The sequence below is a fragment of the Leucobacter sp. MMO-125 genome (assembly GCF_037148395.1).
In the GTDB taxonomy this organism is placed as follows: Bacteria; Actinomycetota; Actinomycetes; order Actinomycetales; family Microbacteriaceae; genus Leucobacter.
Genome location: NZ_JBBCTL010000002.1, coordinates 291,595 through 306,315, shown reverse-complemented (window position 1 = coordinate 306,315; position 14,721 = coordinate 291,595). Strand labels below are relative to the sequence as shown.

At 68.4% G+C, this 14,721-nt stretch carries 13 protein-coding genes; 6 read left to right on the top strand and 7 right to left on the bottom strand.

The genetic code is table 11. From position 1 onward, the window contains the following. Window positions 1-11: 11 nt before the first annotated feature. Together WFI54_RS06130 and WFI54_RS06125 are read right to left on the bottom strand one after the other, a co-directional pair. Entirely contained in the window at window positions 12-1,286 is a 1,275-nt protein-coding gene (locus tag WFI54_RS06130) for a DUF4192 family protein (protein WP_336651910.1), read from the bottom strand. 141 nt (window positions 1,287-1,427) lie between these two features. After that, a complete protein-coding gene (locus WFI54_RS06125; RefSeq protein WP_336651909.1) occupies window positions 1,428-3,203 on the bottom strand; it encodes an FAD-binding protein in 1,776 nt (591 codons plus the stop codon). A gap of 77 nt (window positions 3,204-3,280) precedes the next feature. Between WFI54_RS06125 and WFI54_RS06120 the strand changes: the two genes are divergently transcribed. Next, window positions 3,281-4,213: a LysR family transcriptional regulator gene (locus WFI54_RS06120; RefSeq protein WP_336651908.1), complete on the top strand. Its 933-nt coding sequence runs from the start codon at window positions 3,281-3,283 to the stop codon at window positions 4,211-4,213. Between the two features lie 106 nt (window positions 4,214-4,319). On the opposite strand, the gene WFI54_RS06115 is transcribed toward WFI54_RS06120, so the two are convergent. From WFI54_RS06115 to WFI54_RS06105, 3 genes are read right to left on the bottom strand one after another with little or no spacing between them, the layout of a single operon-like run. Then, a complete protein-coding gene (locus WFI54_RS06115; protein WP_336651907.1) occupies window positions 4,320-5,003 on the bottom strand; it encodes a DNA alkylation repair protein in 684 nt (227 codons plus the stop codon). Further along, window positions 5,000-5,470, bottom strand: a complete 471-nt coding sequence (gene sufU, locus WFI54_RS06110) for a Fe-S cluster assembly sulfur transfer protein SufU (protein WP_336651906.1) — start codon at window positions 5,468-5,470, stop codon at window positions 5,000-5,002. Before sufU ends, WFI54_RS06115 begins: the two co-directional genes overlap by 4 nt. Then, complete coding sequence (locus tag WFI54_RS06105) at window positions 5,467-6,774, bottom strand: aminotransferase class V-fold PLP-dependent enzyme (RefSeq protein ID WP_442918484.1); 1,308 nt, start codon at window positions 6,772-6,774, stop codon at window positions 5,467-5,469. The genes sufU and WFI54_RS06105 overlap by 4 nt, the downstream gene beginning before the upstream one ends. 108 nt (window positions 6,775-6,882) lie before the next feature. Here WFI54_RS06105 and WFI54_RS06100 point away from each other — a divergent pair, with 108 nt between their 5' ends. Beyond that, window positions 6,883-7,524, top strand: a complete 642-nt coding sequence (locus tag WFI54_RS06100; protein WP_336651904.1) for a trimeric intracellular cation channel family protein — start codon at window positions 6,883-6,885, stop codon at window positions 7,522-7,524. Window positions 7,525-7,543: 19 nt separating this feature from the next. Here WFI54_RS06100 and WFI54_RS06095 read toward each other — a convergent pair whose 3' ends face one another. Then, window positions 7,544-8,815 (bottom strand): MFS transporter, encoded by a 1,272-nt coding sequence (locus tag WFI54_RS06095; RefSeq protein WP_336651903.1) that lies wholly within the window; start codon window positions 8,813-8,815, stop codon window positions 7,544-7,546. A 72-nt stretch (window positions 8,816-8,887) separates the two neighbouring features. Continuing rightward, entirely contained in the window at window positions 8,888-9,841 is a 954-nt protein-coding gene (locus WFI54_RS06090; protein ID WP_336651902.1) for a DsbA family protein, read from the bottom strand. Between the two features lie 113 nt (window positions 9,842-9,954). Here WFI54_RS06090 and rsmI point away from each other — a divergent pair, with 113 nt between their 5' ends. From rsmI to WFI54_RS06070, 4 genes are all read left to right on the top strand, one after another. Next, complete coding sequence (rsmI, locus tag WFI54_RS06085; RefSeq protein WP_336651901.1) at window positions 9,955-10,788, top strand: 16S rRNA (cytidine(1402)-2'-O)-methyltransferase; 834 nt, start codon at window positions 9,955-9,957, stop codon at window positions 10,786-10,788. Window positions 10,789-10,907: 119 nt separating this feature from the next. After that, window positions 10,908-11,894: an FKBP-type peptidyl-prolyl cis-trans isomerase gene (locus WFI54_RS06080; protein ID WP_336651900.1), complete on the top strand. Its 987-nt coding sequence runs from the start codon at window positions 10,908-10,910 to the stop codon at window positions 11,892-11,894. A gap of 93 nt (window positions 11,895-11,987) precedes the next feature. Further along, the gene (gene dxr / locus WFI54_RS06075) at window positions 11,988-13,079 is read left to right on the top strand and encodes a 1-deoxy-D-xylulose-5-phosphate reductoisomerase (RefSeq protein WP_336651899.1); all 1,092 of its coding nucleotides are present in this window, start codon (window positions 11,988-11,990) and stop codon (window positions 13,077-13,079) included. 154 nt (window positions 13,080-13,233) lie between these two features. Beyond that, window positions 13,234-14,721 (top strand): M50 family metallopeptidase, encoded by a 1,488-nt coding sequence (locus WFI54_RS06070; protein ID WP_336651898.1) that lies wholly within the window; start codon window positions 13,234-13,236, stop codon window positions 14,719-14,721.

Sequence of the window (14,721 nt, the reverse complement as noted above, 5' to 3'; positions counted from 1 at the left end):
CGCGAGAGCGCTCACGCCGCCCTCGACAACGGCCGTGCGAGCACATGCATCGATGGCGGCGCAGCGGTAAGCCGCTCAACCATGCGCGCGAGTTCATGCTGCGGATCGATGGCGAACGCCGCATCGAGTTGACTTGCGGCGACGGATTGGGATCCGCTCAGCCACCACAACCAGGCGCTGAAGGCGAGCAGTGCCGGCCGCAGCTCATCGGGCGCCACCGACGCTGCCTCGACGATCCTTGTGCGCAGCGGCGGCACACGCTGCATCTCGGTGAACTCGGGCGAGAGATCGGCGAGCAGGCGGCGCAGCGACCAGCCCGGTGCGCGGGAAGGCGCAGGCCCGCTGTCGAGATCGACAGGCACCGCCACGAACTGGGCCGGCCCGATGTCTTCGGCGAGTTCGACGGGGAAGAGCGGCCGGGTGAGCACCCCGAGAGCGAGCAACAGCCACCTGTCGGGCAGTTGTGCGCAGCGGATCAGACGCGCCGACATCGTGGGAGCGAGCGGTTCGTTCAGGTCGAGCAGTGCCGCAGTCACCTCTGCGGTGTCGCGCATCCAGGCGTAGGCCTCCGGGGGAGCAGGATGTGTGTGCTGTTCGGCCTCCACCGCGGTGAACTCCCGCCGCACAGGCTCCGGTGCGCGCCCGGGCACAGGGGTGCCGCCTGCGGTGCGCCGCCGGAAATGCGCGGCTGCATACGGGGGCACTTCTGCGAGTGCGGCGAGCACCGCATCATGAGTCTTGGGGTCGGCTTCGGGGATCGCGCCGAGTTCGCTGATGTTTTTGGGGGCGGAAGCGCCCGGCTCCGCATCGAGCGCGAGCGGGCTCTCCGCAATTTCGCTGAGGGGGCGACCGCCCGTGGGAGCACTCGGATCGAGAAAACTGATCCAGCCGTCTGGTGCTTGGCAGCACAGCTCGCGCAGGAAGATGCCGTCGCGTCGCAAGCGGCGCTCGAGGCGCCGTGCAAGCGCCCGCCACGGTGGCCCGTCGGCCTCGGCGAAGGTTCGGCTGCAGGTCATCGCCACGGCCGGCGAGGAGCTGACCCCTTCCCCGAGCCCGCGCAGGGTTGCGCTGATGAAGTCGAGCAGAGGTGCGACATGCCGGGGTGATTCGTCAGGAGGGAGATCGAGGCGCATTGCCCGGTTCGTGCGAGAGCCGGAGAAGAACACGATGAAGATGCTGTCGGCGGCGGTGTAGCCGACGAGATGGGGCAGAGCCGCGAGGAAATCTGCGGTGCCGTGGCATTTCAGAACGCGGAGCGAGGTATCGGAAGCGGTGTCATGAGTCATGGTCCGATCCTGCGCTGGGCGAGCACACGCATGGGGCCTATCCACAGGCCAGCGGCCGATTCGAGTGATCTCCACCCGAATCGGCCGCCTGTGGGCGAAGTGCGGTGATCCGCCCCTGCCCGAAAAAACCGAAGAACCCAGCTACTCGACCAACTTGCCAGCCACAGAGTCGTCGGCGTCGGCGTATGCCAGCGCCCGGAACGCCTCAGGGGCCTCCGGCAGCGGTTCGAACACCACACCCGCAGACGGCGACCACACGAAATTGCCGCGCAGCTCATCATTCTGATCAGGGAAATCAGAGCGGTTGTGGCACCCTCGCGTCTCGCGGCGCTCAAGCGCGCACTCCAGGGTGGCGCGCGCGGCAAGCATCGAACCGTAGAGATCGAAGGCGTGGGCGAGATCATCGAAACCCGCGATATCCGGGTGCGCGGTGAGCTGCGAAACTCGTTCCTCAAGCGCGTCGAGCTTCGCGAGGCCTGCGCGCAGGCCAGGCTCAGAGCGCACCACACCGGCGTGCTCCGTCATGAGGTCGCGCAGCGCCCGCTGCAGGCGACGCGGGCTTTCGGTGCCGCCGCCCGTGAGCAGCCCCTGCATCTCGGCGCGTGCCTCGGCAACAGCCGCCGGATCGCGCTTGATCTCGGTCAGCCCAGAGACATAGCTCGCGGCATCGGAACCGGTGATCCGCCCGTACACCAGCAACTCGATGAGGGAGTTGCCACCCAGTCGATTGGCGCCGTGCAGCCCGCTCGACGCCTCGCCGATGGCATAGAGCCCATCCACTCCGGTGCCGTGATCCTCCGGACGCACCCACACGCCGCCCATTGAATAGTGGGCTGTCGGGGCGATCTCGATGGGTGCCTCGGTGATATCGAGCATCTGCAGATCGATCAGGGTGCGATAGACCCGCGGCAGCTTCGCGAGGATCTGCTCACGAGGCAGATGTGAGACATCGAGGAAGACGCCACCGTTCGTAGTGCCACGGCCCTCGATGATCTCGGTGTAGCTCGCAAGCGCGACCCTGTCACGGGTAGACAGCTCCATGCGTTCGGGATCGTACTTCTCCATGAACCGCTCGCCGAGCGCATTGCGCAGGATGCCGCCCTCACCGCGCGCGGCCTCGGAGACAAGGGTGCCTGCGGCATCAGCGGGTTCGAGAATGCCCGAGGGGTGGAACTGCACGAGTTCGGCGTCGCGGATGCGGGCTCCCGCGAGCGCCGCGAGTCGGAACGAGTCGCCCGTGTTCTCGTCGCGACGCGAGGAGGTGTTGCGCCAGATGCGGGTGTGGCCGCCTGCGGCGAGGATCACGGCGTCAGCGTGGATCACGACGGGGGTGCCGTCGACGATGTCGAAGCCGTAGGCGCCGAAGATGCGACCGTCGCTCACCAGCAGGCGGGTGATGTAGATCGTGTCGATGATCGGCACGCGCAGTTCGGCGGCGCGGCGCATGAGGGTGCGCTGGATCTCCAGGCCCGTGTAGTCGCCGGCGTAGCAGGTGCGACGGTACTTGTGTGCGCCGAAGAAGCGCTGGCTGATCCGGCCGTCGGCCTCGCGGGCGAAGGGCATCCCCCAGCGTTCGAGTTCTTCGATGCCCTGGGTGGCGCCGCGAGCGACGACCTCGACAATGGCGGGATCGGCCAGGAAGTAGGACTCGCGCAGCGTGTCTGCTGCGTGCTGCTGCCAGCTGTCTTCGGGGTCGACGGTGCCGAGGGCCGCGTTGATGCCGCCGGCGGCGAGGGTGGTGTGCGCGTCGTGGGCGCGGCGCTTGCCAACGGCGAGCACCTGCACACCGCGTTCGGCGAGTTCAATGGAGGCCCGCAGGCCGGCACCGCCTGTGCCGATGACGAGCACGGAGGTCGAGAGGATCCGCTCGTGGGGTGCGGATCCGTGAATGTCAGTGGTTGCTGCGATGGTGTTCATGCGGACCACGCTAGGCACCCAGCGACGATTACTCCAATGAATAGATTGGATCATGACGATGCGAATAGGCTATGGACATGAATCTCGAACAGCTGCGCGGCTTTGCCGAGGTCGCCCGCACCGGTCACTTCACCAGAGCCGCTGAGCACCTACACCTTGCGCAGCCCTCCCTCAGCCGACAGATCGCGAGCCTCGAAGGCGAGCTCGGCGTCGAGCTGTTCCACAGGGCCCGCGGCAATGTGACACTCACCGCGGCGGGGGAACGCCTGCTACCGTTCGCGCGGCGCATGCTCACCGACGCCGAGACCGCACGCGGCGAAATGGCCGAGCTTGCGGGTCTGCGGCGCGGGCGCATCAGGCTGGGTGCCACACCCACCCTCTGCACGAGCCTCGTGGCCGATGTGCTCGCCGAGTTTCGTGGCCGGTACCCCGGCATCGACATCGAGATCCTCGAACGAGGATCGCGCAGCCTCATCGCAGCGCTCATGGAGGGGTCGCTCGACCTCGCCCTCATCGTGACGAGCGTGTCGTCAGATGCGGCGCGTGCGGTGCTCGAACGCGAGCCCATCCTGAGCGAGCGTTTGGTCGCAGTCTCCGCCGCGGAGGAGCGAGACCCTTTCGCCGGGGCAGCAGCCGTCGGGCTTGCCGAGCTCGCTCAGGTGCCCCAGGTGATGTTCCCCGAGAACTACGATCTGCGAGTCGCGATGGATGCGGCTCTGCGCAGGGCTGGCATCGCGCCGCTTGTCGCCGTCGAGGGCGCCGAGATGGATGCGGCGCTGAGCTTCGCCGAGCGGGGCATCGGTGTTGCGGTGGTGCCGGCCATGGTGGCAGCGGATCGATCCAAGCTGCGCGTCACACCGCTCGCGGGCGATGGTCTCACCCGCACGATCAGCGTGGCCCGCCGCTCAGACATGGCACCCACCCACGCCGGCGCGGCAATGCAGGCCATCATCAGGGAGATCGCCGACAGGCTTGCCGCGACTGAGCACGGCCTCGTCGCGCGGGCGTGAGGGCTGGTGTGAGGGCTGATGTGTGTGTGTGTGTGTGTGTGGCAGCGCGCCGGCATCGTGAGCGGGCATGCCCCGGTGAGTGCGCGCTTCGCGGGCACCCGCGCGCTCAGCCCTCGCGGCGTGAAACCAGCTCGGCGATGGCGATCGGCGCGTAGGGCGAGGTGCAGTTCGGGGGCGTCGGGTAATCCTTGAGCACTCCGAGGCGCTCGCCGATCGCGATAGCTCGGTCGCGATACTCCGGGTTGCAGACTCCGATCTGGGTGAGGCACCAGTTCATCGACCACTGCAGGCGATCCGGCGCATCCTGCATGCCCAGCTCGATCACATCGAGCAGCATCCCGGCGTCAACACCCTCGGGTTGCTTCGCCACTCGCTCCGAAGTGAGCTCCCAGCCGGCGCTCGCCACCACGGGGTCGTCGTCCATGAGCCAGATCAGGCGCAGCTGCTCGGCGTGGGGGCTCTTCTTCACGATGTAGTTGACGAGCCAGCCGTGCACCTTGGGGATGACCGCTTCCCGCAGCATGGAATCGAGCTGGGCCTGGGTGAAGTCGCGAGGCTTGGCAATGAGAGTGGCTACGAGCCGGGCCGGCGTGTAGCCGGTAGCCCACAATTGCAGTGCAAGATCCTGATTCTTCTTCAGCGGCTTCGCGATCTCCCGCAGCCGCGTGAGGTTGACCCCGTGATCGTCGCCGTGGCGCTCGTTGACCGCACGCACCTTCGGATCCTCCAGCGCTTCGAGCGCCGCGACGATCTCGGCGACCGTGCTGTCGAAGGTGATTGCGGCGCTCACGCGCGCTGCCCCTCGACCTGGCGCAGATCCGCCTCGAGTGCGACCCAGCCGAGCATCGCGCACTTCACCCGCATCACGAACTTCGCGACGCCCTGCAGGGCGACGGCATCGCCCAGCAGCTCTTCGTCGGGTTCCCCAGCGCCGCGCGCCTGAATCATCTCGCGGAACGCTGCGATCCGCAGCTGCGCCTCCTCGATGGTGAGCTGTTCATCGCGCACCAGCTGAGACAGGATCGAAGCAGACGCCATCGAGATCGAACAGCCCTGCCCCTCCCACGCCAGCCGCTCGATGCGCCCGCTCTCGGCGTCGACGGCAATTGAGAGGTCGATCTCATCGCCGCAGCTCGGGTTGAACTCGTGATGCGACGCGGTCAGGGCGCCATCGGGCGCCTCAAGCGCTCCCTTGCCCACCGGGCGCTTCGAGTGATCGAGGATCAGTTCCTGGTACAGTCCGTCGAGCGCGCTCACGCCGACACCTCCACTCCGAAGTACCGCTGAGCGCCGCGGAGCGCGTCGAGAAAACGATCGATCTCGTCCTCGGTGGTGGTGAGGTGCACGCTCGCACGCGTCGACGAGGCAATGCCGAAGGCCCGATGCAGCGGCTGTGCGCAGTGGTGGCCCACCCGCACCAGCACCCCTTGCTCGTCGAGAAACTGGCCCACATCGTGGGCGTGCAGGCCCTCGACCGACACCGCTGCGAGTGCCACTCGCTGCGCGGGGTCGGCGGGGCCGAGCAAGCGCACACCGGGGGTCTCCTCGATGCCTGCGACCAGCCGCTCCACGAGCTCGTGCTCGCGGGCGGCAGCACGCTCCATGCCGACGGCCGAGAGAAACTCGACGGCCGCGCCCAGGCCGACAGCCTGCGAGACGGGCTGGGTTCCGGGCTCGAAGCGCATGGGCGGCGGCATGAACTCGGCCGACTCCATGGTGACGCGGGTGATCGCGGATCCGCCGGTGCGTGACGGCGGCAGCGCGGCCAGCAGCTCGGGGCGACCGTAGAGCACGCCGACACCGTTGGGGCCGAGCATCTTGTGACCTGAGAACGCGGCGAAGTCGACACCGAGGGCGTCGAGGTCGACGGGAATGTGCGGCACCGACTGGCAGGCATCGAGCACGGTGAGCGCGCCGACGCTGCGCGCGAGTGCGGCGAGTTCGGCAACGGGCGCGACGTAGCCGGTGACGTTGGAAATGTGGGCGAAGGCGAACACGCGGGTGCGTTCGGTGAGCGCTGCTCTGGCGTCGTCGATGGTCCAGGTGCCGTCTTCGCGCACGGGAATGTAGCGGAAGGTCGCACCGGTTCGGGCTGCGAGCCGCTGCCACGGGATGAGATTGGCGTGGTGCTCGGCCTCGGTGACGAGGATCTCATCACCCGGCCCCACCGCGAAGCGTTCGCTGCCAGGCACACCGAGCGCCGGGTTCGCACTCGCCTCTCCGATGCCGAGGGCCACGATGTTCAGGGCATCGGTGGCGTTCTCGGCCCACACGATCTGCTCGGGCGCAGCCGCGCCCACGAAGCGGGCGACCGCGGCGCGGGCACCCTCGAAGGCTTCTGTGGCCGCCCCCACGGCTCCGCTCGTGCCGCGGTGCACGGCGGCGTTGGCGGTTTCGAGGAATCGCCGTTCGGCGTCGAGCACCGCGGCGGGCCGCTGCGAGGTCGCCGCAGCATCGAGATAGGCCGGAGGCGTCGGGAGACCGGCCTGCAGCGCGAAGTAGGGGAAGGCCGCGCGCAGTTCGGCAACCTCCGCTGGGGTGAGAGCAGACATGGTCTCCATTCTTCCACCCGGGCTTGTGCCCGTGGAACCTCTCGGTACAACGCCTGCGAGCGGGCCCCTATTCCGGAGGGAGATCGCTGAAACCCGCACCCGGATAGAATCTGACCCGTGGTGAGCACTGTCGTCTACGAGATCCTGCAGCTGTCTGGCATTCTCGCCTTCGCGATCTCAGGAGCGCTCGTGGGTGTGCGCCGCCGACTCGACATTCTCGGGGTGGTGGTCGTCGGCTCGTTCACGGGTGTCGGCGGTGGCATCGTGCGCGACATGCTGCTCGGCGTGCACCCGCCCGTCTCCTTCTTGCACTGGCCGAACCTGGCGGTCGCGCTCGTGGGCTCGCTCGCGGTCTTCTTCATTCACCCGGGCATCACGCGGATCCGACACTTCGAAGTGGTGTTCGACGCCTTCGGTCTGGGGTTGTTCTCTGCGAACGGTGCCGCGACGGCGCTTCTCGCAGGCCAAACCCCGCTCACCGCGATCCTTGTGGGCACGATCACCGCGATCGGTGGCGGCGTGATCCGCGACGTGCTCGTCAACACGGTGCCGGGGGTGCTGACACGCGAGCTCTATGCGGTGTCTGCTCTCGTAGGTGCCGGGCTCGCCGTTGCGATCATGGCGCTCGGGGGCGGTGATGGCCTGGCATCGCTCGTGGGCGGTGCGGCGGCGATCGTGCTGCGCCTCACCTCGGTGGCTCGCGGCTGGCACCTGCCGAAGCCGCGCATCGGGCGCGAACCCGAACCCTCAGAGAGCTGAGGCGGCGTCCCAGCCGGCTTTAGTCGAGCTCGATCGGCCCCGTGCTGATCCCCGGTTCGCGGCCTGCCGGGGTGAGCACCCAGTTGGCCACCCCCGCAACCACCGCGAGCACCGCCGAGAAAGGCGGCAGCACCATCGCCGCGCGCGTGCCCAGATCGGCCGAAACCACCCCGGTGACGGCCGCCGCGAGCGACTGGCCCACCATGAGACCCGAACCGAGCATCGTCATCACGGTCGCCGAGCGCCCCTCGGGGCTGCGCCGCGCCCCGAAACTGTAGAGCGTCACGAGCATCGGGCCGATCCCGATCCCCATTATCGCGAGGCTCAGCAGCATGCGCGGCAGATCGTCGGCGGTCTGCAGCAGCGCCGTGCCTGCGAGAATCATGAGCGCGAACACCAGCCAGCGGGCCCGCAGCGTGAAACGCGCGGGCAACAGCGCCACCCCGATCGCGAAGATCGCCGACCCGATGCCCATCACGCCGTAGACGAGACCGGCACTCTCGGCGTCGCCGCGATCCTGCATGAAGGAGGTGAGCGAGGTGAGCATCGAACCGAAGAACAGCCCCACTGTGAAGATGCCGAAGACGGTGATGAGCAGCGCCGGCCGCCACAGATGCGAAGCCGGTGCGAGGGTGGCGGCGCGCTCTTCGGCGCTCTTCGCGGGTGCGCTGGTGCGGTGCACCGCGAACGCGGTGACGAAGCAGAGGGTGAGGATCGCGGCTCCCGCGATAGGGGCCCACGCTCCGAGCGTGGTCGCGAGGGCGCCCACCGCGACCGGACCGAACACGAAGATTACTTCGTCGGCGGCCGACTCGTACGCGAGCACTGTGGAGAGCAGGCGCGGCCGCCGCTGCCTGGGCAGTTCGCTCGCAATGATCGTGACGAGGCGCGAGCGCGACATCGGTGAGATCTGAGGCACTGTGGCGCCTACCGCGAAGGAGGTGAGGAACAGCACCCAGGTGGGAGCGGGGCTGAACGCGACCCAGGCGAGCGCGCCCAGCAGCGCACTGTTGACGGCCCCCGCGATGAGCAGGGTGGGCCGCTGACCGAAGCGGTCGGCGGCTGCGCCGATGAGCGGGCCGACGCAGGCGATGCCGAGCCCCACCATTGCCGAGTTGAGGCCGCCAAGTTCGACGGAACCCCGCGCCGAGACCACCAGGGTGAGCACGCCGATCACCATCATCGCGAACGGCAGCCGCGCTACGAGAGCGATCGGATAATAGGCGACCCCGGTACGCGAAATCAGGGAGTGGGAGGGCTGCTCGGCGCTGCGCCGCTCGGTCTCATGCATAGCCGACCGAGTCTAGCAGCGCGAGCCGCGGTGCGGGCCAGGGCATACCCCGGCCCGCGCCGCGGAGGAAATTCAGCCGAGGGAGACGCCCTGCTGCGTCAGGAACGCCCGAAATGCCTCAGGGTCTTCGGGATCACCCGGGTAAGGCACGCCGTCGACCAGCACGAACGGGGTGCCCGTGACCTTCAGCCCGGCTTCCTTCGCACCCCGCACCGGGTTGGCGAACGACCAGTCGTTGAGGGCCTGCGCGAAGGGTACGAAGCGCTCCTGCTCGATGCACGAGCGGGCGTCGTTGTTCAGCCCGCCCGTCGCGCGGTCGAGCTCGGCGATGAGCGCGGCGTTGTCGTGGCCGGCAATTCCTTCCTTGGGCTGGAAGCTCTGGGCGAGCAGCGCCTGGTGCGCCTCCCACGTTGCTTCGGGCTGGGCGTCGGCGACACATTCGATGGCACCGGCCGCGCGCGAGGAGTATGCGCTGCCCGCGGAAACCCTGTCGAGGAAGGTGAGCGGGTGGATCTCCACGGCGGAGCCTCCCTGCAGCACTGCCTCTTCGAGCGTGTCGGCGTTGGCTTCTTCGAACAGCGAACAGAAGGGGCAACGGTAGTCGAGGTAGACGCGGATGTGGTGCTGCGCGCCGATGCCGGCGGCGTCGACGGGGGCCGGCACAGCGTTGCCGCTGGGAGCGTCGGAGGGGAGCAGGTCTACCGCGCCGTCTCGCTCGACGAACACAATGCCGCCCGTCGCAAGGTTCGCCGGCCACTCCACAGCCGTCGCCTCATCCGAACCGCCCGGGGCTTCCGCCGTTGACGCGGCACCGGTCGTGTCTGAGCCGCCGCGCAGCTGCACCGTGGTGTACCAGACCATGAGGCCCGTGAAGAGCAGGGCGACGAGCGCTGCGGCAATCCAGATCATGGCGCGCTTTGTCCCTCGCTCCGCGGCTGCGGTGTGCGTCGCGGCGAAGGGATTGGCGGGTGGCGTGGCGCGCTGCGGATCGGCGGGAGTCTGCGGATCGGGGGTGATTTCGCTCATGCCGACATTCTGGCAGTGCTGCCCGGAGAGTTCCCCGGGCACGGCGGAGCGCGGCCTCTCTCTGCACGGGGCCGCCGGGGCTGCGCACGCGAGGCAGGGCCTACGATGGAGGCATGATCCTGCTCGCGGCCACCCCCATCGGAAACCTGGGGGACGCCTCGCTCCGCCTGCGCGAAACCTTCGAAGCCGCCACCGTGATCGCCGCGGAGGATACGCGCCACACCGCGCAGTTGCTGCGCCTGCTCGGCATCGAGAACCGCCCCGAGCTGCTGGCCCTGCACGACCACAATGAACACGAGAAGGCTGCGGCGCTCGTCGAGCGCGCCGAAGCCGAAGACGTGGTGCTCGTGAGCGATGCCGGGATGCCCACGGTGTCCGACCCCGGCTTCCGCGTCGTGCAGCTCGCCGCCGAGCGCGGCGTCGCGGTGAGTGCGATCCCCGGCCCCAGCGCGGTCATCACCGCGCTCGCCGTCGCCGGCCTTCCCACCGACCGCTTCGCTTTCGAGGGCTTCTTGCCGCGCAAGTCGGGGGAGCGGTCTCGCGCCCTCGCGGCGCTCGCCGCCGAGCGCCGCACACTCGTGTTCTTCGAAGCCCCCACCCGTCTCGCGGCATCGCTCGCAGACCTCGCGGCCGAGTTCGGGGCCGACCGCCCGGCTGCGGTCTGCCGTGAGCTCACGAAGCTGCACGAGGAGGTGCGCCGTGGGACGCTCGCCGAACTCGCCGACTGGGCCGCGGAGGGCGTGCGCGGTGAGATCGTGGTGGTTGTGGGCGGTGCGCCCGAGGTTGCAGTGTCGGCAGACACCGCCCTCGCTGAGGTGCAACAGCGCGTCGCCGAAGGCGAGCGCCTGAAAGATGCCACCCGCTCTGTTGCGGAGGCCACCGGTCTCTCGGCGCGCGAACTCTACGCCGCGGCACTCGACGCGCGATCCGCTGCTGCTCCCAGCTGACGGAGATACGAATAGGGAATACTGAAGCGGTTGCCAGTTATCCGTCACATGTCAGGAAGTCAGCTACCGTGAAAATCTCCTCCGTTCTCCTGCCCGCGGCCCTTGCCGGGGCTCTGCTCTTGACAGGCTGCACGGGAGGAGGAACCGGTAAGGACGCCTCGGGCGAGGCCTGCGTGCCGGCCGGTGACGCCAGCAAGAGCATCGCGGTGAAGGGCACCGTCGGCACCGATCTCGAGATCACCTCGAAGACGCCGGTGAAGGCGAAGGAGATGGAGCGCTCGGTGCTCGAGCAGGGCAAGGGCGATGTCATCAAGAGCGGTCAGAGCATCGCGGTGTCGATGGCGATGTTCAACGGCGCAGACGGCACCAGCCTGCAGCAGTTCCCTGAGAGCGAAGTGCCGTTCGTCAAGGATCAGCTCATGCCTTGGGCGTACGAGGGCATTCGTTGCGCAACCTCCGGCGAGCAGGTCGCCCTCGTGGCACCCTACGCCGACATCTTCGGTGAGCAGAAGGCCGAGGAAAGCGGTGTCGAGGGTCTCACCGAGAAGGACTCCATCGTGGTCGTCATGAAGTTCGGCAAGATCACCGAGGGGTCTGACGCCGCCGGTGCCGCAGGCGAACCCGGCACGCTCGACGCCGACAAGCTGCTGAAGAAGGCCGAGGGCAAGGCTCAGAAGGCTCCTGAAGGCTTCCCGACGGTGAAGCTCGCCGACAATGGCGAACCCACCATCACCATCCCCGAGGGCGTCGAAGCGCCCACCAAGCTCGAGATCGCGACCCTCATCGAGGGCGACGGCGAGAAGGTCGAGCCGGGCGACCGCGTCTACGTCAACTATCGCGGTGTGATCTGGCGCACCGGCGAAGAGTTCGACTCGAGCTGGACCCGTGGTGAGCCCGCCAACTTCACCACCGACGGCGTGATCGGCGGCTTCTCCAAGGCGCTCGTGGGTCAGAAGGTCGGCTCGCAGATCATCTCCGTGGTGCCCGCGGAAGACGGCGGCTACGGTGCCGACGGCCTCACCCAGCGCGGCTTCGAGGCCGACGATGTGATGGTCTTCGTGCTCGACATCCTCGGCACGGTGCACGCCGACGCCGAGAGTAAGTAACGCACCTGCCGAAGCCCGCCCCGCGACACAGCTGCGGGGCGGGCTTCGTCGTGCCCGCAGCGCGGTAGGGGACGGGCTGACAGAATGGACAGTATGAGGCGCATCGTCATTCTCGGGTCAACGGGTTCTATCGGCGAGCAGGCGCTCGACGTGGTGCGCAAGAATCCGTCGAAGTTTCAGGTCGTCGGGCTTGTCGCCGGCAGCCAGGCGGATCGGGTGCGCGAGCAGGCCGACGAATTCAATGTGGAGCACACCGCACTCGGTGCGGTCGACGCCGCGAAGCTGATCCGCGAGGTACCCGCCGATGTGGTGCTCAACGGGATCACGGGATCCATCGGTCTCGGCCCGACGATCGCGGCGCTCGAAGCCGGTCGCACCCTCGCGCTCGCCAACAAGGAGTCGCTGATCGTGGGCGGAGACCTCGTCACAGGCCTCGCGAAGCCCGGACAGATCGTGCCCGTCGACTCCGAGCACTCCGCCATCGCGCAGGCACTGCGCTCAGGCAGCGCAGACGAGGTGCGACGCCTCGTGCTGACCGCGTCGGGCGGCCCCTTCCGTGGGCGCAGCCGGGAGTCGCTGCGAGATGTCACCCCGGCACAGGCTCTCGCCCACCCCACCTGGAACATGGGTCGCGTGGTGACCACGAACTCGGCCACGCTCGTCAACAAGGGGCTCGAAGTGATCGAGGCCCACCTGCTGTTCGGTGTCTCCTACAGCGATATCGACGTCGTAGTGCACCCGCAGTCGATTGTGCACTCGATGGTGGAGTTCATCGATGGCTCCACTATTGCGCAGGCTTCGCCGCCGGATATGCGGCTGCCGATCGCGCTTGGCCTGAGCTGGCCGAACCGGGTGGCGCACGCCGTGCCGCCGCTCGACTGGACCACCGCGAGCTCATGGGACTTCGAACCGCTCGACTCGCAGGCATTCCCGGCCGTCGATCTGGCGAAGGAGGTGGGGCGCGCGCGGCTCACCTACCCCGCCGTCTACAACGCCGCCAATGAAGAAGCTGTCGAAGCGTTCCATGACGGCCGCATCGGCTTCCTCGACATCGTCGACACCGTGCGCGATGTGCTCGAAGCCCACAGCGCCCCGGACACGCTCACGCTCGAAGCCCTCGCCGAGGCCGAGCGCTGGGCTCGCGAGCGCGCCCAGCAGCTCATCGCCGCCCGCGCTGCGCGCTGATCCGCCGCCGCCGCTGATCCGCTGCCCGCGCTTCGCTACCCAATCGAGGCCAAATGTGGTCGCGTGTCGCGCCGCGTCACGGCACAGAGTGACCCCGATTTCGACCTCCGAGCCCTCCCCGCATCTCCACAGCGCAGCACAGTAGCCTGAGCGGGTGATTGAGGTGCTGCTCTACGTGTTGGGGATCCTGATCGTGCTCGTCGGGCTCGCGGTCTCGATCGGCCTGCACGAACTCGGGCATCTGCTGCCCGCGAAGCTGTTCGGCGTGAAGGTGACGCAGTACATGGTCGGCTTCGGCAAGACCCTGTGGTCGCGCAAGCGCGGCGAGACCGAGTACGGCATCAAGGCGATCCCGCTCGGCGGTTACGTTGCGATGATCGGCATGTATCCGCCGCAGAAGCCGGGGGAGGCGCCGCGCGAGTCGACCACGGGCTTCCTCAACACCGTGGTCGAAGAGCGGCCCGCGCTGGGTCATCGCTCGGCCGGTGACGTCGTCGCCGAGGTGGAGCGGATCGGCGATCCTGAAGCGACCGCGCCCCATGCCGCCCCGCAGAGCGTCATCGACCCGGGCGCGGGCGAGGTGCGCGGTGGCATCGCCGGCATGGTCGATGACGCTCGCATCGCGAGCGCCGAAACGATCCAGGCTGGCGAGGAGCACCGCACCTTTTACGGGCTGCCGGTGTGGAAGAAGATCGTGATCATGCTCGGCGGCCCGCTCATGAACTTGGTGCTCGCCTTCGTGTTCTTCGCCATTGTGCTCGTGGGCTTCGGCGTGCCGCAGAGCAGCACCACGCTCGGCAGTGTGAGCGAGTGCCTGCAGCCGGCCGGCAGCACCCAGACCGCCTGCGCCGCAGGCGACCCTGCCGCGCCCGCGGCGGCAGCGGGCATGTTGCCGGGTGACACCATCCTTGCCGTGAACGGAGAGAAGATCACGAGCTGGGAGCAGTTCCGCGGCATCGTGTCGGCTGCGCCGGGGCAGTCGCTGCGCGTGCTCATCGAGCGCGACGGCTCTGAGCAGACCCTCACGATGACCCCGGAGGCGAACACGCGTGCGGTGGTCGACGCGGCGGGCAAACCCGTCACCGATGCTGCTGGCGACCCCGTCACCGAGACCGTCGGCATGATCGGGGCGGTCGCCGCGACCGAGACCGTGCCCCAGCCGATCACCGAAGTGCCCGCGTTCGTGGGGCAGAACGTCGAGCAGGTGGCCGGTGTGATTCTGCGCCTGCCGCAGCGCATGGTCGACACCTGGAACGCGGCGTTCGGTGCAGAGGAGCGCGACCCCTCAGGCCCGATGAGCGTTGTGGGCGTCGGCCGGTTGGCCGGCGAGATCGTGAGTCTTGACGAGGCACCGGTTGCGGCGCGCGCTCAGAGCGTGATCGGGCTGCTCGGCTCGCTCAATGTGGCGCTGTTCGTCTTCAATCTGGTGCCGCTGATGCCGCTCGATGGTGGGCACATCGCGGGCGCCCTCTACGAGGGGGCGAAGCGGGGCATCGCCAGGATCCGCCGCAAACCCGATCCCGGCCCTGTCGACACCGCCCGCATGGTGCCCGTGACGTTTGCCGTGGTGGTGGTGCTGGGTGCGATGTCACTGCTGCTCGTGTACGCCGACATTGTGAAACCGGTGTCGCTCTTCGGCTGA